Source organism: Paraburkholderia sp. Clong3 (genome assembly GCF_050436485.1).
In the GTDB taxonomy this organism is placed as follows: Bacteria; Pseudomonadota; Gammaproteobacteria; order Burkholderiales; family Burkholderiaceae; genus Paraburkholderia; species Paraburkholderia tuberum.
The window spans coordinates 853,146-875,146 of the sequence record NZ_JBNDMH010000001.1; the positions used below are offsets into that span (position 1 = coordinate 853,146).

15 protein-coding genes are annotated in these 22,001 nt (G+C 66.4%); 4 read left to right on the forward strand and 11 right to left on the reverse strand.

Going from position 1 to position 22,001, the window contains the following annotated elements:
- Positions 1-154 precede the first annotated feature (154 nt).
- Positions 155-943 carry a class I SAM-dependent methyltransferase gene (locus OKW30_RS04030; RefSeq protein WP_429346041.1) on the forward strand — a complete coding sequence of 263 codons (789 nt, stop codon included), beginning with the start codon at positions 155-157 and terminating at the stop codon, positions 941-943.
- A 34-nt stretch (positions 944-977) separates the two neighbouring features.
- Here OKW30_RS04030 and OKW30_RS04035 read toward each other — a convergent pair whose 3' ends face one another.
- The 11 genes from OKW30_RS04035 to OKW30_RS04085 are packed head-to-tail and all read right to left on the reverse strand — an operon-like array spanning position 978 to position 17,220.
- Positions 978-2,537, reverse strand: coding sequence for an efflux transporter outer membrane subunit (locus OKW30_RS04035; protein WP_429346042.1), 1,560 nt, complete (start codon positions 2,535-2,537; stop codon positions 978-980).
- 2 nt (positions 2,538-2,539) lie between these two features.
- Entirely contained in the window at positions 2,540-5,794 is a 3,255-nt protein-coding gene (locus OKW30_RS04040) for an efflux RND transporter permease subunit (RefSeq protein ID WP_429346043.1), read from the reverse strand.
- Positions 5,791-6,894, reverse strand: a complete 1,104-nt coding sequence (locus tag OKW30_RS04045; RefSeq protein ID WP_429346103.1) for an efflux RND transporter periplasmic adaptor subunit — start codon at positions 6,892-6,894, stop codon at positions 5,791-5,793. Before OKW30_RS04045 ends, OKW30_RS04040 begins: the two co-directional genes overlap by 4 nt.
- 2 nt (positions 6,895-6,896) lie before the next feature.
- Positions 6,897-8,567, reverse strand: a complete 1,671-nt coding sequence (locus OKW30_RS04050) for a fatty acyl-AMP ligase (RefSeq protein ID WP_429346044.1) — start codon at positions 8,565-8,567, stop codon at positions 6,897-6,899.
- A gap of 31 nt (positions 8,568-8,598) precedes the next feature.
- Positions 8,599-9,588 carry a fatty acid desaturase gene (locus OKW30_RS04055; RefSeq protein ID WP_184073170.1) on the reverse strand — a complete coding sequence of 330 codons (990 nt, stop codon included), beginning with the start codon at positions 9,586-9,588 and terminating at the stop codon, positions 8,599-8,601.
- 51 nt (positions 9,589-9,639) lie between these two features.
- Positions 9,640-12,384 carry a phosphoenolpyruvate synthase gene (locus OKW30_RS04060; protein ID WP_429346045.1) on the reverse strand — a complete coding sequence of 915 codons (2,745 nt, stop codon included), beginning with the start codon at positions 12,382-12,384 and terminating at the stop codon, positions 9,640-9,642.
- Between the two features lie 15 nt (positions 12,385-12,399).
- The gene (locus OKW30_RS04065; protein ID WP_429346046.1) at positions 12,400-14,061 is read right to left on the reverse strand and encodes a nucleotidyltransferase domain-containing protein; all 1,662 of its coding nucleotides are present in this window, start codon (positions 14,059-14,061) and stop codon (positions 12,400-12,402) included.
- Between the two features lie 18 nt (positions 14,062-14,079).
- Positions 14,080-15,162 (reverse strand): SDR family oxidoreductase, encoded by a 1,083-nt coding sequence (locus tag OKW30_RS04070; RefSeq protein ID WP_429346047.1) that lies wholly within the window; start codon positions 15,160-15,162, stop codon positions 14,080-14,082.
- A gap of 26 nt (positions 15,163-15,188) precedes the next feature.
- Positions 15,189-16,106: a hypothetical protein gene (locus OKW30_RS04075; RefSeq protein WP_429346048.1), complete on the reverse strand. Its 918-nt coding sequence runs from the start codon at positions 16,104-16,106 to the stop codon at positions 15,189-15,191.
- Entirely contained in the window at positions 16,103-16,432 is a 330-nt protein-coding gene (locus OKW30_RS04080) for an acyl carrier protein (protein WP_429346049.1), read from the reverse strand. The genes OKW30_RS04075 and OKW30_RS04080 overlap by 4 nt, the downstream gene beginning before the upstream one ends.
- 17 nt (positions 16,433-16,449) lie before the next feature.
- The gene (locus OKW30_RS04085) at positions 16,450-17,220 is read right to left on the reverse strand and encodes a Coq4 family protein (RefSeq protein ID WP_187629297.1); all 771 of its coding nucleotides are present in this window, start codon (positions 17,218-17,220) and stop codon (positions 16,450-16,452) included.
- Between the two features lie 592 nt (positions 17,221-17,812).
- On the opposite strand from OKW30_RS04085, the gene OKW30_RS04090 reads away from it, so the two are divergent.
- The 3 genes from OKW30_RS04090 (at position 17,813) to OKW30_RS04100 (ending at position 22,000) form a co-directional block, all read left to right on the forward strand.
- Positions 17,813-18,922 carry a hypothetical protein gene (locus OKW30_RS04090; protein WP_184073184.1) on the forward strand — a complete coding sequence of 370 codons (1,110 nt, stop codon included), beginning with the start codon at positions 17,813-17,815 and terminating at the stop codon, positions 18,920-18,922.
- Between the two features lie 49 nt (positions 18,923-18,971).
- Complete coding sequence (locus tag OKW30_RS04095) at positions 18,972-20,504, forward strand: B12-binding domain-containing radical SAM protein (protein WP_429346050.1); 1,533 nt, start codon at positions 18,972-18,974, stop codon at positions 20,502-20,504.
- 68 nt (positions 20,505-20,572) lie between these two features.
- Positions 20,573-22,000, forward strand: a complete 1,428-nt coding sequence (locus OKW30_RS04100) for a tryptophanase (protein ID WP_429346051.1) — start codon at positions 20,573-20,575, stop codon at positions 21,998-22,000.
- Position 22,001: the final 1 nt, after the last annotated feature.

A 22,001-nucleotide genomic window follows, 5' to 3' on the forward strand; every position in this document is an offset into this window, starting at 1 on the left:
GTTGACTCGTTTAACTTCGGTAGTAAGTTCCCGCTCGCCAAGGCTGACAGGCGTGGTGTTTAGCGTGCAGGCCTTCTCTGTCTACCCGGTTGCAACTGCCAGGGCACGTTATGAAATCCGCCGGTTTTCAGTTACCTCGGTTGCCCGCGTGATCATGCGACGCCTGCATCTGCTCGAAATCGAAGACCAGCCGTGGTGCCCACGGGCGATCCGTGACGGCGGGACGGACTGGCTGCATTTCCTGGCCAATACCCTCAAGGGCTTCAACGTCATCGCGGGCAAGCTGCGCGAAGCGATGCGGCGGGTCGGCAACGACCGGATCGTCGATCTGTGTTCGGGCGGCGGCGGCCCGTGGCAGACGCTTGTACCGTTGCTCGCGCAGTCCGGACGCGTGACGGTGCAGCTGACCGACTTCTATCCCAATCGCGCCGCGTACGAGCGCGTATCCGCCGGGGCAGCCGGCCGCGTCACCTATGTGAGCGAACCGGTGGACGCGATGGACGTGCCATCGGGATTCGACGGTGTGCGCACGATGTTCAACGCTTTCCACCATTTTCGGCCGGACGATGCGCGGGCGATCCTCGCCGACGCGGTGACGAAGCGTCGCGCGATCGTCATCGTCGAGGGTGCCGATCACCGGCTGCTCGGTATCGTGTTGATCCTGGCGATGCCGCTGATGATGCTCGCGCTGACTCCGCTGATCCGACCGTTTCGCTGGTCGCGACTAGCGCTCACCTATGCGCTGCCGGCTATCCCGCTGCTGTGTCTGTTCGACGGCATCGTGTCGATGCTGCGCATCTACAACCCCGACGAATTGCGTGAGATGGTGGCGAGTATCCCGGACCAGCAGAGCTTCGAATGGGACATCGGCACACTGCCGGTGCAGGGCTCGCCGATCGGTCTGACTTACCTTGTGGGCGTTCCGCGGGGACGCGCCGGCTGAACGCAAGCGGGCGCCGTCGGCAGCGGCGGGCCGATCACTTGCCGGCCAGCTGGTCAGGTGTCTGGCTGCTGCCCGCCGGCAGCTCGCCCATCGCCTGAAACAGCGTCGCCGTATCGGCCAGGCGCCGGCCGATCAGGCGGATTTCTTCGAGCCTCGCTGCTTCGTACTGCTGCTCGCCGCCGCGGGCGGATGCAGCGGGCAGCGCGCCGAGCCGGTGACGCGACGTGGCATCGTCGAACGCCTCGCGTGCCTCACGGGCAGCGCCGCTCGCGGCGTCGAGCGCCTGCGCGTCGTGTTCGAGCGACGCAAGCGTGTCCGCGACGTTTTCGAACGCCGCCAGCACGGTCTGCTTGTACTCGAACACGGCGGCCTCGTAGGTGTCGATTGCCGCGCGCCGCTGTGCGACGAGCGCGCCGCCATGAAAAAGCGCTTGCGACATCGTCGCGGCGATGCTCCAGATCGCGCCTGCGCCCGACAGCGCGAGCGGCCAGTTGAAGCCGCCTTGTCCCATCGAGGCGTTCAGCTTCAGGCTCGGAAACAGCTGTGCCGTCGCGACGCCGACGTCGTCTGCGGCGGCCTTCAGCGCCGACTCGGCGGCCGCGATATCGGGCCGCGCGCGCAACAGGTCCGATGGCAGCACGACGGGCAGGTCCTGCGGCAAGTGCAGGCTCGCCAGCTCGGGCTCGGGCGGCGCCGCGTCGGGCGTGCGGCCGAGCAGCACCGCAAGCGCATGTCTCGTCACCGTCAGCCGTTGCCGCAGATCGGCCACGCTGACCTCGAGCGCGGCGATGCTTTGCCGGGCAGTCGACACGTCGCCGCGCGTCAGCGATCCGAGTTCGTAATGCCGTTCGGTATCGTGAGCCTGATCGCTCGCAAGCGCGATCAATCGCTCGGTCGCGTCGATCTCGGCGCGCAACATCGCCGCCGCGATCGTCGCCGTGACGATGTTGGTGGCCAGTGCGCGGCGCGCGGCTTCGCGTTGATACGCGTCGATCTCGACACGCGCTGATCGGGCCGCGTTGGCTTTACGCGCCGCGCCGAACAGGTCGAACGTATATTGCGCCTGGACTACGCCGATGAACTCGTTGTAAAGCAGCGTGTTCGGGCCGCCGGGGACCGGAATGCCGAGATCGCGCCCGCGCGAGGCCTGCCCGACCAGATCGACCGACGGCAGCAGCGAGGCGCCGATCTGCGCCCGTAGTTGTTCGTGTGCGGCGGCCAGGTGCCTGTCGGCGGCAGCGAGCGTCGGGCTGTTGCGCAGACCTTCTTCGACGAGCTCATTCAACGCTGTCGATTCGAACAGCCGCCACCAGTGCGGCACAGGTTGCGCGCCGGTGGTGAAGTGCTGCGCGACACCGAGCGCGGCGACCGTTTGCGCGGGCTGAGGCTCGACGCCGTAATGGGCGGGAGAGGGCATCGCGGGCGGCTCGCCGTTCGGACCGAACGAGCATGCGCCAAGCGCGATCGTCGCGGCCGCGCCGAACGCCGCGCGCCAACCATGGATCGCCGCTGCCCGCGCTCGACCCGGCGCGCCGGCGAAATGCGGCGCGCTCGCGAGCGCCGGCCCGTCGACGGGGTTGCAGTCTGTGCCCACGATCAGCTCCACGTATATTCGATTGGCGGGGTCGCGGTTCGCACACCGCGTTCGAAGTGCCGCACCTTGAACGCGGTCGCGTACAGCGCGGGAACGAAGAACAGCGTCAACACCGTGGCGCCCGTGATGCCGCCCATCAGTGCGGTCGCCATCGGTCCGAAGAAGGCCGATTGCAGCAGCGGGATCAGCGCGAGCACGGCTGCCGCGGCGGTCAGCATGATCGGGCGGAAGCGCCGGACCGTGGCACCGACGATCGCATCGAAGCGCCCCTGGCCCGCGGCGATATTGCGTTCGATCTGATCGACCAGAATCACCGAGTTGCGCATGATGATGCCGGACATCGCAATGACGCCGAGCATCGCCACGAAGCCGAACGGCTTGCCGAACAGCAGCAGTGCGGCGACCACGCCGATGAGCCCGAGCGGCGCGGTGAGCATGACCATCAGCACGCGCGCGAAGCTGCGCAGTTGAATCATCAGCAGCGTCAGCACCACGACGAGCATCAGCGGAAGCTGCGCGATCACCGACGCCTGCGCCTTGCCGCTGATCTCGCCGGCGCCGCCGGTCTCGATCCGGTAGCCGATCGGCAGCGACGCGCGTAGCGGCGCGAGCGTCCGATCGATCGCCTGGGTCACGTCGATATCCAACGCGTTGCCGCGCACGTCGGCCTGGACCGTGATCGTCGGTTGACGGTCGCGGTCCCAGATCACCGCGTATTCGAGCTCGTTGTTGAGGTGGGCGAGCGCGCCGAGCGGCACCGGGCCGTTCGGCGTCGGCATCGCGAGGTTCACGATCTCGTCGGGATCGACCCGCTCGCGCTGGGGCGCGCGCAGATCGACACTGATCGAGCGGTCGCGGACCCGGTACTGCGTGAACGTATAGCCCGACAGCGTCATGGCGAGGAAGCTCGCCACGTCTTCCGACGTGACGCCGAGCTCGCGCGCCTTCTGCTGGTCGATCTCGAAGCGCACCGAGCGTTCGCCGGGTTCGTCCCAGTCGAAATGGACGCCCGTTGTGCGGGCATCGGCTTTCATCGTCGCCGCGACCTTTTCCGCGATCTCCCGCACGGTGGCGAGGTCGCTTCCGCTGACGCGAAACTGCACCGGATAGCCGACCGAGGGGCCCGTCTGGAGCGGCGAAACGCGCGCGCGCACGGCGGGAAAGCTGTTTTGCAGCGTGCTCGCGAGCCAGCGTTCGAGCTTTGCGCGGTCGTCGACGGACTTCGCGGTGATCACGAGCTGCGCGAAGTTGGGCTGGGGCAACTGCACGTCGAGCGGCAGGTAGAAGCGCGGTGCGCCCGCGCCGACGAAGTCGACCAGATGATCGATCTCGGGCCGGCCGGCCAGCGTCTTTTCGAGGCGCGCGGCTTCGCGCAGCGTCGCTTCGAACGACGCGCCTTCGGGCAGCCGCATGTCGACGAGCAGTTCGGGCCGCTCGGAGCTCGGGAAGAACTGTTGCGGCACGAGCGCGAAGCCGGCCAACGCGGCAACGAACAAGGCGGCCGTGACGCCGAGCACGACGAGGCGCCGCTTCACGCACCACGCGATGCAGTCGCGCAGGCGGTCATGAAAGCGGCTGGCGCGCGGCGCCGCCACCGGGGTCCGGCGCGTCTGCGCGTCGTCGCGCCGGCGGAGCTTGCGAAGCGCGCGCCGAGGCGTCTCGCGTGCGGTCGTGTCCTTGCGTTCGGGTAGCAGGTGATAGCCGAGCAACGGAATCAGCATGACCGCCGCGAACCACGAAGCGATCAGCGCAATCGCGGACACCTGAAAGATCGAGCGCGTGTATTCGCCGGTGGCCGATTTCGCCAGCGCGATCGGCAGGAATCCCGCCACCGTGACGAGGGTTCCCGTCAGCATCGGAAATGCGGTACTGCTGTAGGCGAACGCCGCGGCCCTCGCGCGGCCCCAGCCCTGCTCGAGCTTCACGGCCATCATCTCGACCGCGATGATCGCATCGTCGACGAGCAGGCCCAGCGCCAGGACCAGCGTGCCGAGCGAGATCTTGTGCAGGCCGATGTCGAAGCCGTTCATGCATAGCGCGGTGACCGCGAGCACGACCGGGATCGAGATCGCCACCACCACGCCGGCGCGCCAGCCCAGTGAGATGAGGCTCACGGCCAGCACGATCACGATCGCTTCGGCGGCGGCCCGCAGAAAACCGTTGACCGAATGCGAGACCGCGTGCGGCATGCTCGACACCTCGACGAGTTCGAGCCCCGCGGGCAGACGCGCACGCAATTCCGCTGTCTGCGCATCGAGCCGCTTGCCGAGCTGAATCACATCGCCGCCAGCCTGCATCGTGATGCCGATGGCGAGCACCGCGCGGCCGCCGGTACGAACCTGCGAGACCGGCGGATCGTCGTAGCCGCGCCTGATCGTGGCAATGTCACCGAGACGAACCAGGCGGTGATTGATGTCGATCAGCGTGTCGGCCATCGCCTTCAGGTCGGTGAACTGGCCGCTCGGACGCACGTACACGCGGTCGAACGCGGTGGTCAGCGTGCCGCTCGGCGTGACCGCGTTTTGCGCGTTGATCGCCCGCGCGAGCTGTTGCGGCGTGATACTGAGCCGCGTCAATTGCGCGTTGGGAATCTCGATCGTGATGTGCTCGTCGGGGTCGCCGAAATAATCGACTTTCGCGACCCCGGGCACGCGCAGCAGCACGCCGCGCAGTTCGTCGGCATAGTCGTGCAATTGCGCCGGCGAGAACCCGTCGCCGGCGAGCGTATAGATGTTCGTGTAGACGTCGCCGAACTCGTCGTCGAAGTACGGCCCCCGCACGCCGGGCGGAAGCGTATCCGCGATGTCGGCCATTTTCTTGCGTACCTGGTACCACGTCTCGCGCACTTCGTTCACCGGCGCGGAGTCTTTCATCGTGAAGACGATCAGCGATTCGCCGGGACGCGAGTAGCTGCGCAGATAGTCGAGATGAGGCGTTTCCTGCAGCTTGCGGCCGATCCGGTCGGTCACCTGTTCCTCGACCTGGCGTGCGGTCGCGCCGGGCCAGAAGGTCCGGATCACCATCGCGCGGAACGTGAACGGCGGGTCCTCGGATTGTCCGAGCCGGGAATAGGCGAGCACACCGAACAGCGTCGCGAGCACGACGGCGAAGATGACCAGCGCCTGGTTACGGATCGCCCACGCGGACAGATTGAAGCGGCCGGTATCGTCCGCTGCCGGCCGCCGCGGTCCGCCCGCTCCACCGGGTCCGCCGGGTCCGCCCGCTCCGTCGGGCCCCTGACCGAACGGCGCTCTCATGATGCGAAGTCCTCGGGATGCAACGGCGCTACCGCGCGCACGGTTTCGCCGGCGCTGACGGTATGCACCCCTTGCAGCACGACGCGCTCGCCGTCGTTGAGGCCTCGCGCGACCGAGATCGTGCGGTCGTCGTAGCGGCCGACCTGGACCCGGCGCAGTTCCAGCGCCTGGTCGCCCGGCCGAACGACCCAGACGGCCGGCGCGTTGCCGTCGTGAAAGAGCGCGCTCGCGGGCAGCGTGATCGGGTCGTCCGTTTGCGCCTCGCCGGCCGCGGCGAACGTGACGGTGGCCGTCATGCCGAGGCGGACCTCGGGGCCTGGCGCATCGAGCGTCAGTTTCGCGCGATAGGTGCGGCTGCCGGGGTCCGCGGCCGGCGACAGCTCCCGCACGTGTGCCGTGAAGCGTCTGCCCGTAGCGGCCGGCAGCGAGACGCTGGCCGCGCTGCCGATCGCCAGCGCGTTCAGCAGACTCTCGGGTACGTCGCAGAGAATATCGACCTCGCCGGACCAGGCGAGATGGTAGACCGCTTGTCCCGCCGCGACGTTCTGCCCGGTATCGGCGTCTTCCGCGGTGATGACGCCGGCATGGTCCGCCGTGAGGACCGTGTACTGCGTCTGATTCGTCAGCAGCGCGAACTGTTGTAGCGCCTGATCGCGCTGCGCGGCGGCCGCCACATACGCATCCTGGGTCTGCTCGAGCTGCGCTGTCGAGATCAGCTGTTCCTGCGCCTGCGCCCGGTCGCGATCGAGTTGCTGCTCGGCGAAGGTGAGCCGATGCTGCGCCGCCATCAATTGGGCCTGCGCGCTCGCGAGGCTGCGCTGCGCGTCGTCGGCATCGAGCCGCGCGATCGCCTGGCCGGCCGTGACCGTATCGCCGAGCCGCACCTTCCGCTCGATCAGCTTGCCCGCGATGCGAAACGACAGCGGCGTCGCATAGCGTGCGTTGACTTCGCCCGGCAGCGTCGCGAGCACGGGCTTGCTGTCCCGATGCACGACCACGGCGATGACCGGGCGCGGCAGCGTCACCTCGGCTTCTTTCGCGTGACAGGCGGCGAGCGTGAGCGCGCCCGACAGCGTCAGCATGATCTCGCGCCAGCGCATGCTCACGAGTGTTCCTCCAGCTCGCCGGCTTCGAACTGTGCCTTGGTCCGGCGGCGCTGTACCTTGCCGCTCGAGGTCCGCGGCAAGCTGCCCGCCTGCACGATCGCAACGTGACCGACCTGCAGGCCCGCGCATTCGGCGACCTTCTGCGCGATCGCACGCCGCAGCGCCGTGGCCTCCGCCGGCTTGCCCTCGGCACAGACGACCAGTGTCTCGTCGCCGTCGCGCATCACGCTGAACGCGATGACGCCGCGGCTTTGCACGCTCGGCAACTCGGCCACCGCCCATTCGATGTCCTGCGGATAGAGGTTCGAGCCGTGAATGACGATCAGGTCCTTGCTGCGGCCGCAGATATAGAGCTGGTCGCCGGCGAGGTAGCCGAGATCGCCGGTCTGCAGCCAGCCGTCGCGGTACGCGTCGGCGCTCGCGTCGGCCTGGCCGTAATAGCCCACGGTGATGCTGGGCCCGCGCGTGACGATTTCGCCGACGCAGCGTTCGGGCAACGCTCGCCCGGATTCGTCGACGATCCGCAACTCGTGGCCGGGAAAGCAATGGCCGCAGCCGACCAGTTCGATCGTGCGTAAGCCGTTATCACGCGCAGCCGGTATCGCCCGACCAAGCCCCAGCGCGGCCGCATAGACGACGTCGGTGACGAGTGGCTGGCCGTGGTCGTGAAACGTGATCGCGAGTGTTGCTTCGGCCATCCCGTAGCACGGCAGCAGCGCTTCGGCACGAAAACCGGCCGGCTCGAAGCGCGCGCAGAACTGGCGCAGCGCTTGCGCGTTGATCGGCTCGGCACCGCAGCCGGCGACGCGCAGCCGCCGCAGATCGAGGCCTTCGAGGTCCTGGTCGCGGCTACGGCGAGCGGCGAGCGCGTACGCGAAGTTCGGCGCGAAGCTGATGGTGCCGCGGTATTTCGTGATCGCCTCCATCCAGAGGCCGGGCCGGCGCACGAACGCTTCGGTTGCCAGCAGCACGCACGGCAAGTCGCAGATCAGCGCGCCGAGCACGCTGATGAGCCCCATGTCGTGGTGCAGCGGCAGCCAGCTGACATAGACGTCCTGCTCCCGCAGATCGATGCCGCGGGGTCCGAGGAACGCTGTCGCATTCGCGACCAGATTGCGATGCGTGACCATCACGCCTTTCGGCAGCGACGTGCTGCCCGACGTGTATTGCAGGAAGCACAGGTCATCGGGATGCAGCGTGGGCAAATCGCACGCGGGCGGCTCGCCGTCGAGCAGCGCTTCAATGGTCACGATACGTTCGAGACCGGTGTCGACGGCGAGCACGTCCTCGATGGTCTCTCTTGTCGAGTTCGACGTGAGCAGCATCCGGGCGCCTGCCGAGCGCACGATGTGACTGACGGTTTCGGCGTAACGTGTGCGGGTCCTGAAGTTCAGGCTTCCGCGCGGAAATATCGGTACCGGGACGAGACCGGCGAACGAGGCGCCGAGGAAGCTCAGGATGAACGCTTCCGGGTCGAGGATCACGAGCGCGACGCGCTCGCCCTTGTTCAGCCCCAGTGCCACGAGCTTTTTCGCGTGGTTGCGCGCCTCGCGTTCGAGCGCCTCGTAAGGATAGTAGTGCTCGTCGCCGTGCGTGGAGACAAAGCGAAGGCCTCGAGCGTCGCCGCGCGGCAGCGCTGCAACGGCGTCGACTAGCGTCTGGTTCATGGTGACGGGTCCCCGGTCAGGTAATCGAGATTCAGTGATCGAGCGAAGCAGCGGGCGTCCAGTCGCGGATCGGCTGCAGACGGCGACGCAGCAGCGCGATCACCTCGTCGTCGCTGCGCACCGGCGCGCCCGGCAAGCGCACGAAATGCGTGGCGAGCTTGCGGTGCTGGCGCGTGACGAGCAGCAGCCAGATCTGCGCGATGTCGATGCGATCGAACACGACCGCGTCCTCGCGACCGTACTTCTCGAGGTTCGCCGCGAATTCCTTCGTGAGCTCGCTGAAGTGCGTGCCTTTGCGGACGTGGTGGTAGATGTGATAACCGGCGTTGAAGACGCGCGCATTGAAACGCGAGTCGATCGTATTGGTGCTGCTCGTGTACGGGTTGTCAGGCTGATCGGGGTCGATGAACGCGTGCTGGACCCAGTTGCCGATCATCATCATCAGCCGCACGAACACGAACGGAAACACGAACACGACGAGCGTCGCCCGCAGGTTCCAGTACGCGGCGGCGGCGACCGCCGCGTAGAACGCGACCTCACCCACGAGCAGTTGCCTGATCAGCTTCGTATTACGCGAGCGCCACAGATAGACGGACAGATCGAGCGGCACCAGCGCGGCGAAGCGCAGGTAGTAGTGCAGAAAGCCGATGACGCTATCGCGCTGAAACCGCATCGTGGAGCTCAGGTCGCGTGGCAGGTTGTCGTCGATGTGATGCATGCCCATGTGATGGACATAGAACGTGCCCGGCGTCTGACCGAAGAACGGACACAGCACCCAGTCGAGCAGGATCTCGAGCGCCCGGTACTGCTTCCTGAAGAGCCGCCGATGCAGCGTGCAGTGGTAGCTCATCGTGAAACGGTCGCCGAACGCGTTCCAGACGAGCACGTATGCAACGCCTGACCACCAGGGAAAGCGGCCTAGCCCAAACAGCACGGCTGCGGCGGGAATGAATATCAGCGCGCACTGGAGGTAGAGCCGCAGATGCGGCAGGTCGCGACGATCGTTGAGCAGGCGGTACATGGCGGTTTCCTTCAGGGGCGGTTTCAGTGGTCAACGGGCGGTCAATTCATGTCAGGTCGGCTCGGGCAGTTCGATCACGCCGCTATGGCCATCGACCTTGAGCTGCATGCCCGACTGCACGCGCGTGGTGAGGCCCGGAATCTGGACGACGGTCGGGATGCCGATTTCGCGGGCGACGATCGCGGCGTGGGTCAACGGACTGCCACGCTCGATCAGCAGCCCGGTCGCCGACGCGAATACGGGCACCCAGCCGGGATCGGTCCGATAGGTGACGAGGATGCCGCCGTCGAACTCGTTCGCTTCGCACACGACCTTCGCCCGTCCTTCGGCGAAGCCCGGCGAGCAGGGCGTGCCGCGCAGCGTCGCGCCGGCCGCGTGGGCAGGCGCCGCGCGCAACGCGGCGAGGTTCGCCGGGTTGCTGAGCCAGGCCGCCACCGGGCCATGCGTGACGAAGCGTGGCGGCAGGTCAGCCATGTCGCGATAGGTGGCATCGTCGCGCTTGCGCTGCTCGATGAGCGGGCGCAGTTCGCGGTGGGAGACGGTACCTTCGAAGCACCCGCGAATTTCCTCGAGGCGCAGATGGAAGATGTCGCGGCCCGTCGCCAGCACGCCGTCGGCGGCGAGACCCTCGCCGATTGCGCGGAACATCCGGCGCGCGACCCCGAACGCGCGCGAACGGCAAAAGCGCACGGTCTCGCGCGCCCGGATCGCGGCGCGCACGCGGCCGCGCGCGCGTGCAAAAATCCAGCGCTGCAGCGGATTGAGCCGCTCACGCAACAACGCGTCAATGCGCGCTTCGGTGGCGCTGCGATCGATCGACGCGGCACCATGCGCGAGCGCGGCCTTCAACATATCGAACAGCACGGCCGGGTCTTCGCGCAGATCGGGCTCTTCGAGCTTCAGTTCGTTGTTGCTGCGGTACGCGAAGTCGGCGAGGTAGCGCTCGATGTCGGCGACGATCTCGGGCGCGCCGCATCCGCGCAGCGCCGCATACGCAACGGCAGACGGCGTGTTGCGGATCAGCGCTTCGACCTGAGGCTTCGCCCGCACGGCTTGCGCAATCGCGCTCAGCCTGCGGACCGGCTCGATCGACTCGAGGTCGTCCATGCCGCCGATCACCGCCACTTCGAGCCAATCGGGCGCACCGGGCATCCACCGCTTGATCAGCCGCCGGACGACGCCGTAACTGAGACCGATCGCCGACTCGAGCACGATCATCATGCCCCAGCGTGCTAGCAGCGCCTGCTCGAAGCGGCAGTAGTGCGCATAGACGGCGTCGGCGGGAAGCGAGCGATAGTCGAGCGCGTTGAACTCGTCGTAGACCGGATAGAAAAACGCGCGGAAGCGCTCGACGTTGCGCACGAGACGCGCGAAGTGCCACGCGAACTTCGTGCCGCTCAAGGCCCGGATGCAGGCGAGTCCGGCGCGCGAGCCGGTCTTGTACGGCGCGATCAGCGCGGCGAAGCTCGCCAGATCGAGCGGCTCGTCGACGCCCATCTGGACTTCCATCATTTTGCGCCCGAGGTTCTGGAACGGCGCGAGCCCGGAAAGCTTGTACCAGTGCAGCAGGTTGTAGTACACGCGCCCGTTCAGGAACGCGAGCGTCGAGCCAAGGAAGCCATCCATCTCGCGCCGCTGCTTGTGCGGAATCGCGAGCAGCCGGCAGAACTCGCGGAACACCTGCGCATAGACGTGCTGCGCGAAGGTGAAGGTCAGTTGCGTCGTCACGCCGGGATAGTTCTCGACGATGTTGGAGTTGTCCCACAGCTGAAATTCGCCGGTCCGCGAGGGGGCCGGTGCGATCGGCGTGGTCACGGGGCGCGCCTGCAGAATCCACAGTTGGTGCTCCGCGATACACCATTCGATATCGAGCGGCTCGCCGAGCTCGCTTTCGAGCGTGCGGGCCGCCGCCACGACGCGCTCGATCTCGTCGTTAGAGAGGGCCGCTGCGTCGCGCAGCGCGGCCGGCACCTCGCGGATGTGGCGGCCGTCATGACGCTCGTGTTTTTCACCGATCACCACCTGCCTGGGCTGTCCGGTGTGGCGATCCACGGTGATCGTGTCGGCGTCGACCGCGCCCGACACGAGTCCTTCGCCGAGCCCGTAGACGGCGCTCAGCACGAGCTCGTCGCGGTTGCCGTTGGCCGGGTTGATCGTGAACACGACGCCGCTCGTGTCCGCCTGAACGAGGCGCTGCAGGATCACGGCCATACCGGCGCCGGCGATATCGAGTCCGTGCTGATGCCGGTAGCGCAGCGAGCGCTCGGAATACGCGGAAGCCCAGCACCGGCGTACATGTTCGAGCGTCGAGTCGAGACCGCGGACGTCGAGGAACGTGTCGAACTGGCCTGCGAACGAGAAGCTGGCGCTGTCTTCTTCGATGCCGGACGAGCGCACCGCGAGCGGTCCGTCTCCAATGATGTCGTGCGCGCGTGCGATGTCGGCGCGCAACGCGGCGCTGATGTCGCACGTCAGCACGGCCTCGCGGATCGCGCTCGCGATCGCCGCGGCGTTCGCAGGCGTGAAGTCGCTGAGCAGCGTGGCGATGGTCTGATCGAGGCCGCCGTCGCGGCGGAACTCCGCGAAGCAGTCGGTGCCGAGAATCGCCCAGTGCGGCACCGCCACGCCGAGGTTCGCAAGCCGATGGAGCGATCGTCCCTTGTTGCCGGCGAGCCGCTCGATCGTTTCGGCCGGACTCGCCGCGGTCAGGATCAGGCGTGGCGATGCTGTCGGGGCGGCGCAGCTTTCGGCCGATTCGAATTCGCCGCGTGCGCGCGTAGTGGTGTCGAAAGTCATTGAGGTCCCCGTTGCTCAGGTGCTCGACGAAGCGAGCAGGTCTCTTGCTTCCTCGGCGGTACCGCGCCCGCCGTGAGCGGTCTGCGGGAAGCGCGCGTGCAGATGCGCGCCGAGGTTGATCCAGTCGTAGGCGGCGTGGATCGTCCCGCGCCAGCCCGACGCCGTATCGAAGCTCGCCGGAAACTGCGGGTCGCCGCCGAGGTCGCGCAGACGCTGCGCGAGTTCATCGGCGAGCGCGACGTAACGCTGTGCATCGCGAGCCGATCCGATCGAGCACTGTTCGAGTTCGCGGATGCCGTCGATCAGCGCCGCATCGAGCGGCAGCAGCCGGATGGCGTCGAGCGTCGCTTCTTCCATCGTCGACTGCGGCGTCACGCCATGCGCGCCGAGCGTGACCATGCAGGCGGTCTGCATCATCCGTTGCAGCGCGTACTCGAGCACCTTCCATTGGCCGCGCTGGAGTGCGCCCTGGGCATCCTCTCGCGCGTTCTCGAGACCGATGTTGGCCCAGATCATCTCGAGACCCGCTTCGGCGAAGCGCCCGGCGGGCATCGGCAGCAACTGGGCACCGCTCGCGCGGCCGCCCGCGAGGCGCGCGCCGTCGATCGAAATCAACGGCGCGCGCGACACCGGCATCGACGTCGCCTGCTGACGTGCGTGGATTTCTCCGCTGCCCTTCCAGCGCAGGCTGACGAGACCCAGCCGGCTGAAGTCCGCGATCAGCGCGCGCTGCCGGCTCGCCGCTTGCGCGTCGCCACGGTTGGCGATGGCCGTGCATGGCGTGTCGAAGGTGATCGCTCGCCAGGCCTCGGCCGCTTCGTCGTCGAGCGCAAAAACGTCGCTACCTCGCAGCACGTGGAGCCGTTCGCCGATCTGCCAGGTCGTCGTGTCCTTGCCGGGGCCAATCAGCACGTTGTCGGCCATGAGGCTCACACCGTTGACGCCGAACTCGCGGATCAGCGCGACCCCCGCCGCGAGGAACCCGCTTTCGGCGCCATGCTCGCGCGGCGCGTGCAGCAGGCTCCACAGACGGCCGACGCGGCCGGCGTCGACGGCCGCGCGTTCGAGTTGCAGCGACAGCCATTTCGGGCTCATGTAGCACTCGCCGAGGCGCGCCACGTGACTCTTCGCCGCATGAAACGCGGCGGTCCTGATCCAGGCGCGTGCGTAGTCGGGCTCGCCGAGCGCGAACATCGCCACCGCATAACGGCCGGTCTGACGCGCGAAATCCTCGAACCACAGCGCCACCGCCTCGCAGAGCGCCTCGCGGCCAAGCTCCGCTTGCAGCGTCTCGATCAACGCCGGGTTGTCGATCGGCAGCGCGCCGATAAAGCGCTGGCACCGTTCGAGCAGATTCCACGACAGACGCGCGACCGCGCGCCGGCCTTTGCCGAGCGCTGCGCGAACCTGCGCGAGTTCGCGGCGCAGCCGCGCCGGACTCAGCAACCTGACCTCGACGCGCCGGCCGTCGATGAACAGGATGTACGGCATCGTGGCTGGCTCCAGCCCGCTATCGACGATCGCGACGAAGTCGACGTCGGAGCGCTCGTTGCCAAAGCCTTCGGCGATCGAGCCTTCGAGAAACACGGCGCTCGGTGCCCGCTGTTCGAACTGGGCGCCGAGCGCGGCCCGCGCTTTTTGCCAGAGCTCGGAGAGCATCGGATCAGTCATCAACATGGTTAGGCTCCCTGAGCGTCAAGCCGTACGCGGCACGAAGTAGCCCGCCGCGATCCCGTAACGAAAGATCCTGCGCAGCAGCGTTTTGCCCGTCGCGCGAGGCAGGGCCGGCAGGATCGCGGCGGTCGCGTCGCGTGCAAAGCGCACCTGGCGCGTCAGGTACGACTCGTACAGTTTCACGACCTCGTCGTAGTAACGCCGCTCGAGCGGTTTCATCGCGGCGGCGTCGAAGACATGCCGCGGCACATAGCGAGGCACGTGAAACGAGGGAAACTCCGCGCAGACGTCATTGATTTCGCGCAGCGTCGTCGGCGTGCCCGAGGTCAGATGCAGCGTGCGTCCGCGCACGAGCGGAAACTTCGCCAGCGCTTCGACGACGCAGTCCGCGACCCAGTCGATCGGCACGATGTTCAGCGTCGCGCCGTAGTCGCCCGGCATCGTGCGCACGAGTCCCGCGGCCGTCAGGCGCACGACGGTGTACAGCGTGTCGAACTTGCGGATCACGCCGCTCGCCGAGTCGCCGACGATGATCGACGGGCGCAGCACCGCGGCCGGCAGACCGCTGCGCATCGCCGCTCGCACCGACTGTTCCGCGCGGTACTTGCTCTGCTCATACGGGTTGCCCAGACGCTGACCGAGCTCGAGATCGTCCTCGCTGAACACGCCGGGGCGCTCGCCGCAGACATAGGCGGTGCTCACGTAGAGCAGCGGAATCGGCGCGTCGCCGCTACCTTGCGCGAACTCGACGATGCGCTCGGTGCCGCGAAAGTTGATCGCGTCGTAGACCTCGGGCTTGCGCCCGAAGCTGGTTAGCGCGGCACAGTGGACGATCGCGCCCGTTGCCGCGCGCAGTGCCTCGTAGGTGTGCGGATCGAGCCCAAGCCGTGACTCGGCGACGTCGCCCCGCACACATGCGAAGGTTCCGGCAGCGGGTGTGTGGCCGCCGTACGGTGTTGCCGCGAGCGGTGTGCCGTCGTTGCGGACAACCGGTCCATCGGAGCGCAAGAATGCGACGACCGGGTACCCCATTGCCGTCAGCCGGGCGATCACTTCGGCGCCCAACAGACCTCGCGCACCGGTGACGAGAACGTGCTTATCCATCGTGGGTGACCATCCAGGGTTGCGTGTCATTTGAGGAGAAGCCCGGCCAGCAGTCCGAGCTCGACGGCGACGATGAAGCGGGTGCCAGCCCAGCGTGGCCGGCCCGGTCTGCTCGCGGGGCCCGGCCAGCTCGCGTTGAGCCAGACGAGCCACACGAGCGGCAGCGTTGCGGCATAGATCGAATACGTTTGCGACAGGCTTGCCAGGCGCGAGAGCGACACGTTGATGCCGAGCGCCAGAATCAGCAGGGCATTCAGCGCGACCCGAATGGCGCGCGCCGACAGGAGATAGGGCTGCAGTGCGTTGGTGCCGACCTTGCGCGAGAACTTCCAGAATTCGTATCCGGTCCACATCGAACCCGCTACGCACACCACGACGTAGAAGCTCAGTTCGCGCCCAGCAACGTCGCGCCACAAGAAAAAGCCGTACATGAAGATGGCGAAGGGCGCGCCCTCGAAAACGGGTAGGCACGGCAGCGGGTGGGTCGGGAGCAGCCGCTTGAAGACGAACGGCGCAGCGAAGGCCAGTGCGGTGGCGGCAGCGGCGGCCGTCCTCGCGTGCCCCATGCCGGTGTTCAGCGCAACGAGCAGGATCGCGCTTGCCGCGAGGCTGGCGACGAGGCGTGTGCGTCGTGCCGCGCGTCGCGCCAACAGCGCGTGCCCGGCGGGATAGTCGCGTTCGAGGTCGTCGAGGTCGTCGATCAGGCGAAGCTGGACGAACAGCAAAAAAAACGACGCAAGACCGGCCAGCAAGCGCCAGCCCGGTTCAATGGCGACGCCGGCTATCCGTCCGTATAGCAGCAGCGAGCAGACGAACGCGCCGGCGATCGGCACCGCCTCGGCCGCCAGAGGCAAGCGGCCGAGCGTGTTGCCGAAAGCGGCTGCCGCGGCGGCAAGCCGGCCACGTCTCGCATGCGCGGTGGCCAGCGAAAGGCGCGGGCTCATGTGCGCATCCCCTCACTGGCGTCTATACGGACCGCCGCGTGCCGGATGCACAGGTCCACTAGCGAGCCGACCGTGAAATACGCTTCGGCGCGCTCTTCGTTCAACGCTTCCAGAGGCAGACGCTCGATGCCAAACGCCTGCTCGATTGCGACCACGGCTTCGACGAGCGACAGCGAGTCGAGGCCAAGATCGGCGATCAGCGAACTGTCGAGGTGAATTTCAGTGTTGAAGTCACGCTGATGCTCGCGGCAGACGCGCAGTAACTGCGTGCGTACGACTCCGAATACGGTGTTGCGCGTCGACGCATTTTTCGATGTGCTGGCCATGCTGGATCCCCTTCCGTTCACGCGTTGCTCGACGCGGCGTAGCGCCACGGCAGTGTCTGGCCGCCGGCCAGGATGCCCTGTGGATGCGCGAGCGCGACAGGCTCGATCGCCAACTCCAGGCGGACGGCTTCAAGTGGCCGCTGCAACGCTTCTTCCCAGCGGTAGGAAAGGGGAATGCGCGCGCGCTTGCCACGCAGCCACGCGCGCCGCAGAAAACGATGGACCCAGAAGTTCGGCCACCACGGCGCAGTCAACGCGGTGCCGAGCAGACCGACGATGCGCGCGCGCATCGGTTCGAGCCCGCAGTCGAATGCGAGAAGCGAGGTCTCGCCGGCCCAGTCCTGGCCATAGCCCGTCAACACGTGCAGCAGGTCATGAATGCAGCCGGTGCGCTCGATGAACCACTGACGGTCCGGGCCGGGGAGGATTTCTTCGAGGCCCGCGGCAAGTCGGCTCGCCTGCAGCAGACCATCGGCGCTGTAGCCGCTGTGCTCCATCATCGCCATATAAGCGCGGCCGAACGATCCCGGCGGCAAGCGCAGCAGCGTGTCGGAATCCGCGAGCGTGCCGAGCAGTGACGGCTGCTCGGCAAGCAGCGCGCCGGCGCCGGGCTCGCCGAGAAAACGCTGGTACATCGCCTCCATCTGGCCGCCGTCGAGCGCGATCATCACTTCGTAGGCATGCTGAATATCGTCTACGTTCGCCCTCAACGCCTTGATCGCCCGCAACGCGCGCGGCCAATCGATGTGGCGTCGCGCCAGCGCGTCGTCCTTCAAGGTTGCTGTCATCTGCGGCTCCCGGCAAAGATCAAGAGGGCGAGTCACGAGTGGCAATCGACCGGTGCCTCGCGATTCGGGTTCGGCTACGGCAAGAAGGAATCGAGGCAGGCCGGCCACCAACTGCGGATGCTTTTTGCAGGGTTCATGCCAGTCGTGCGTCGGCAGCACGAAGGTCGTCCTCATTCCCTGCAAGAACGGACCGAAGTGCCCAGATCTCAAAAGGCGGCGCGGGTATCGCGCCGATTGAAGCGGAGTCTGCGATTTGCCGACGCACGTTCGGAGCGAGCCCGTCGCAGCCTGCTGGATGTCGGTGCCGGGCCAACAGGTGAAGCGCATCTGTTGGTTGCAGATCGACTGCGGGACATTCGAGACCGGCCCGGTACGCATGCCGACGTCCAAACATCTAAACGTGCGCATGTATCGCGCTGCCCTTTGAAATCTGGCTGCCCGCTTGCGTCATTGCTTTTGACGAGGACTCACGTCGCGCTGCAAGAGCGTGCCTGGCACGAACCGTGCGCCAGGAGCGCGAACAGTGAGTGGTGCGCATTGATGGTCGCGAAACGTATCGCTTGGGAATACTCACGAGGATGGAGGTAGAGCAATGAATCAGGCATGGAAGGCGAAAGCGGGGCAGTTCCTGCCGGGCGCGAATCTGACTGTGCTGCCGCACTGGGAGCGCGACGCGGTACCGAGCTACGATCGTGCCGAGGTCTCGGTGCCAGGGCGCCTTCACTTCGCGGTATTCGACTTTATGCAAATGGCGCCCGGCTTCGGCGGCGGCGGACTCGGCGTATCGACGAGCACGGTCGGACACCGGATCACCGTCACGAAGACGACCAACGGCGAGGGCGGCTGCGACGTGCCGAGCGGGCGGCACATGCTCGAGTTGTTCAAGCGAGCCGTCGGCTACGCACGTGACGACATCCGCGTCGATCGGGTGCGCAGCATCCAGCATCAGCACAGCGGCTTCGGCTCGAATGTCTCGTTCAATACCGCGACGCTCGCCGGCTTGAACGCGTTGTTCGGCTCACCGTTTTCGCCGCACGACATGTGGGAAATGATCACCCGCAACTACGTCGAGACCGCGAAGGATGACGAGCACGTGTATTTCGGACTGGAGACCGGCGTCGGCGAAGCGTGCCTGTTCTTCGGCGGTCTGGTCTGGGTCGACGAGAAGCACGGCAACGGCCGTTTCCTCGGCAACCTGAGTTCGGAAAACCTGTGGGTGACCACCGCCGTTGGCAACTACGACACGCTATCGACCGAAGCGCTGCGCGCCCATGGCGAAGGCGCGGACATGTCCGGTACCACCGAGGCGGGCTTCGTGCCGACGCATTTTGTCGAGTGGCAGAAGCGCTACGGCATCGCGTGGCGCAACTTCATCGAGCAGAAGTTGCGGCCGGCACTGCATCGCAACGACCTGTTCGCGTTTCTGAAGCACGGCTGGGAACTCAACAGCATGAGCAACATGAAGGTGCTCGAAGGCATTTTCCGGACCGACGTGATGCGTGAGTTCGACGAGACGATGCAACGCGAGGGCGCGGTGTACGCGGGGATGAGCAGCGCGGGTCCGGGCTTCTATGCATTCTCCGACTGCGAGGACAAGGCGAAGCACCTCGCGGCGGTGATGATGCATCGGTTCGGTGAATTCATGAGCGAGATGACGGTGGCCCGCGCGGGCCAGAAGATGTCCATCGACGTCGCCGTCTAGGCGCATTCCTGCGAGCCCTCGCGAACCTTTCCACCGAGACCGATCGAACATGGCCAAGCGCGTCACCTTCGTCAACACGAACCAGATCAAACCGGCGATTGCGCCGATTGCGTTCGACTACCTTTCGGCGCCGATGGAGCGAGCCGGGTTCGAGCTCGATTTGCTCGACCTGTGCTTCTCCGACGATTGCGAGGCGGCCATTGCCGCGCACTGCCGCACCGCCGCGCCGGATTACTGGGGGGTGACGCTGCGAAATACCGACGACGTCTATTTTTCCAGCGGCTACAGCTTTCTCGACAGAATCAGGGACATCGTCGCGTTGCTTCGGCGCGCGCGCGCGGTTCCGGTCGTGATGGGCGGCGCGGGCTACTCGGTGATGCCGGAAAAACTGCTTGCTTACCTCGACGCCGACTTCGGCATCGTCAGGGAAGGCGAATTCAGCTTTCCCGAGCTGCTGACCTGCCTCGAAGAAGGCAGGAGTTTCACGCACATACCCGGCGTGGTCTACCGCGATACGGCCGGGGTGCGCGCTACGCCGCTCGCCCCGAACGCATGCGGACCGCTGGCCGGCATAGGGCCTCACAAACGCGAGCTGGTCGACAACCCCCACTACTTCGCCAAAGGCGGCCAGATCGGCATCGAAACGAAGCGCGGTTGCAATCGCTCCTGCATCTATTGCGTCGAGCCGCTGATCAAAGGCCGCACGGTGCGCATGCGCGAACCCGATGATGTCGTCGCCGAGATGGCATCGCTCGAAGAGCGCGGGGTCAACGTCTTTCACATCAACGACTCGGAATTCAATCTGAGCGTCGCGCATCCTCTTGCGCTGTGCGCGGCCATCATCCGGCACGGGCTCGCCGGCAAAATCCAGTGGTATGCGTACGGTATGCCGCGGCCGTTTCCCGATGAACTCGCGGCCGCGATGAAAGCAGCCGGTTGCGTCGGCATGAACTTCGGCGTCGACACCGCCAGCGAAACGATGCTGAAGATACTGCGCCGCACCTTTAGCGCCCACGACATCGAGCATGCGGTCGATACGGCGAAGCGCCACGGCCTCGAGCACATCATCGAGCTGCTGTTCGGCGCGCCCGGCGAGACGCAGGAAACCGCGCGCGAGACGATCGAGTTCATCAAGCGGGTCGATCCGGAGCGCGTTTCGGTGACGGTCGGGCTGAGGATTTTCCCCGGCACCGAGCTCGAGCAGATGATTCGCCGCGAAGGCCTGCACGTCGGAAATCCGAATCTTCACGGCCATATCGAAGGCAACGACGATCTGCTGCATCCGGTGTTCTATCTGCCGACCGCATTGGGCCCGGACCCGCAGCAATTCATTGCCGATCTGATCGGCAATGATCGGCGGTTCTTCGGGACCAACGCGAGTCTGTTCAACTACAACGCGAACGACGCGCTGGTCGAAGCGATCGCGCAAGGCGAACGGGGCGCGTATTGGTCGATCCTGAACCGGATCGAGAAACGCTTCGAAGCGGCCCACGACGCGCGCGGTTGTCACCGCACGTCCGCGGCCGGCGGCGATGCGGATCGGGCACCGATCGAGGTTGTGCCGATCGAGCAAAGTGCCTGATGCGGTGTGCGATGCCCGAAGCGGCCAGTCATCCAGTGGCCTGCGTACTTTCAACCCAGGAGGAGTGCATGCTTTTAGAAAACAGCCAGCCTGAGCCGTACAGGATCAAGATGGTCGAGCCGATCAGGCTGATCGACCGCGAGCAACGGCAGGCGCGGCTTGTCGCCGCCGGGTACAACGTCTTTCGCCTCGAAGCAGACGACGTCTACATCGATCTGATGACGGACAGCGGCACCTCCGCGATGAGCGCGAACCAGTGGGCCGGCATCATGACCGGCGACGAATCATATGCCGGTTCCCGCAGTTTCACGAAGTTGACGCAGGCCGTGCGGGACATGCTCGGCTTCGAATACGTATTGCCAACCCATCAGGGCCGGCCGGCCGAGCACTTCCTGTTCCGGACCCTCGTGCGCCCAGGCCAGGTGGTGCCATTCAACGCGCCGTTCGATTCGACCGAGGCACACGTATCGATTGCCGGCGGGACCGCGATACCGTGCGTCGCCGAAATCGGCTACCAACCCGCTGTCGAGCACCCGTTCAAGGGCGACGTGGATGTGCAGAAGCTGCGCAACGTGATCGAGAGCGAAGGGCGCGACAATATTCCGCTGATCATGGTCTCGCTGACGAACAACGCGGGCGGCGGCCAGCCGGTATCGATGGCGAACCTGCGCGCGGTGAGGGCGTTGGCCGATGAGTTTGCGATTCCGGTCTACTTCGATGCGGCGCGCTGCGCGGAGAATGCTTACTTCATCCAGCAGCGCGAGAGCGGCTATGCGAACCGGTCCGTGGCGGAAATTCTGAAGGAGCAGTTTTCCTATGCCGAGGGCTGCACGTTCAGCTGCAAGAAGGACGCGCTGGTCAACATCGGCGGCTTGCTCGCGACACGGTCGCGCACGCTCTATGAGCAGGTCGTGCCGCTGCTCGTGCTGTACGAAGGTTTCGTCACCTACGGAGGGATGGCGGGCCGCGATCTCGAGGCGCTCGCGATCGGTCTGCGCGAGATGGTCGACGACCGATACCTGCAACACCGCGTAGGTCAGGTCGAACGGCTAGGGGACACACTGCTTGCCGGTGGCGTTCCGATACTGAGGCCGACCGGTGGACACGCGGTGTACGTCGATGCGGCCGCCTTCCTGCCGCACCTGCCGCGCTCGCAGTTCCCGGCCGAGGCGCTGGCTGCCGAGCTTTATCTGGAGGGCGGCGTGCGCGCCGTCGGTCTGGGCTCGTTGGCGTTCCTGAAAGAAGTTCCGTCGACGGGCACTGTCAGCGCCCCGAGGCTGGAACTGCTGAGGCTGGCCATTCCTCGCCGCGTCTACACCGATAGCCACCTCGCGGCGGCTGCCGCCGCGTTGATCCGGGTCTACCAACGACGCGATGCGATCCGGGGAATGCGCATCGTCTCGGCACCGTCGATGCTCAAGCACTTCACCGCGGTCCTCGCGCCGATCGAGGACCGTGACGAGATGCTCGCGGAGTCTCGGGAAGTTTTGGTCTGAG

Bases quoted from the DNA above. Each gene is read 5' to 3' on its own strand.
- OKW30_RS04030 (WP_429346041.1), top strand. From the start codon at position 155: ATGCGACGCCTGCATCTGCTCGAAATCGAAGACCAGCCGTGGTGCCCA.
- OKW30_RS04040 (WP_429346043.1), bottom strand. From the start codon at position 5,794: ATGAGAGCGCCGTTCGGTCAGGGGCCCGACGGAGCGGGCGGACCCGGC.
- OKW30_RS04045 (WP_429346103.1), bottom strand. From the start codon at position 6,894: ATGCGCTGGCGCGAGATCATGCTGACGCTGTCGGGCGCGCTCACGCTC.
- OKW30_RS04050 (WP_429346044.1), bottom strand. From the start codon at position 8,567: ATGAACCAGACGCTAGTCGACGCCGTTGCAGCGCTGCCGCGCGGCGAC.
- OKW30_RS04055 (WP_184073170.1), bottom strand. From the start codon at position 9,588: ATGTACCGCCTGCTCAACGATCGTCGCGACCTGCCGCATCTGCGGCTC.
- OKW30_RS04060 (WP_429346045.1), bottom strand. From the start codon at position 12,384: ATGACTTTCGACACCACTACGCGCGCACGCGGCGAATTCGAATCGGCC.
- OKW30_RS04065 (WP_429346046.1), bottom strand. From the start codon at position 14,061: ATGTTGATGACTGATCCGATGCTCTCCGAGCTCTGGCAAAAAGCGCGG.
- OKW30_RS04070 (WP_429346047.1), bottom strand. From the start codon at position 15,162: ATGGATAAGCACGTTCTCGTCACCGGTGCGCGAGGTCTGTTGGGCGCC.
- OKW30_RS04075 (WP_429346048.1), bottom strand. From the start codon at position 16,106: ATGAGCCCGCGCCTTTCGCTGGCCACCGCGCATGCGAGACGTGGCCGG.
- OKW30_RS04080 (WP_429346049.1), bottom strand. From the start codon at position 16,432: ATGGCCAGCACATCGAAAAATGCGTCGACGCGCAACACCGTATTCGGA.
- OKW30_RS04085 (WP_187629297.1), bottom strand. From the start codon at position 17,220: ATGACAGCAACCTTGAAGGACGACGCGCTGGCGCGACGCCACATCGAT.
- OKW30_RS04090 (WP_184073184.1), top strand. From the start codon at position 17,813: ATGAATCAGGCATGGAAGGCGAAAGCGGGGCAGTTCCTGCCGGGCGCG.
- OKW30_RS04095 (WP_429346050.1), top strand. From the start codon at position 18,972: ATGGCCAAGCGCGTCACCTTCGTCAACACGAACCAGATCAAACCGGCG.
- OKW30_RS04100 (WP_429346051.1), top strand. From the start codon at position 20,573: ATGCTTTTAGAAAACAGCCAGCCTGAGCCGTACAGGATCAAGATGGTC.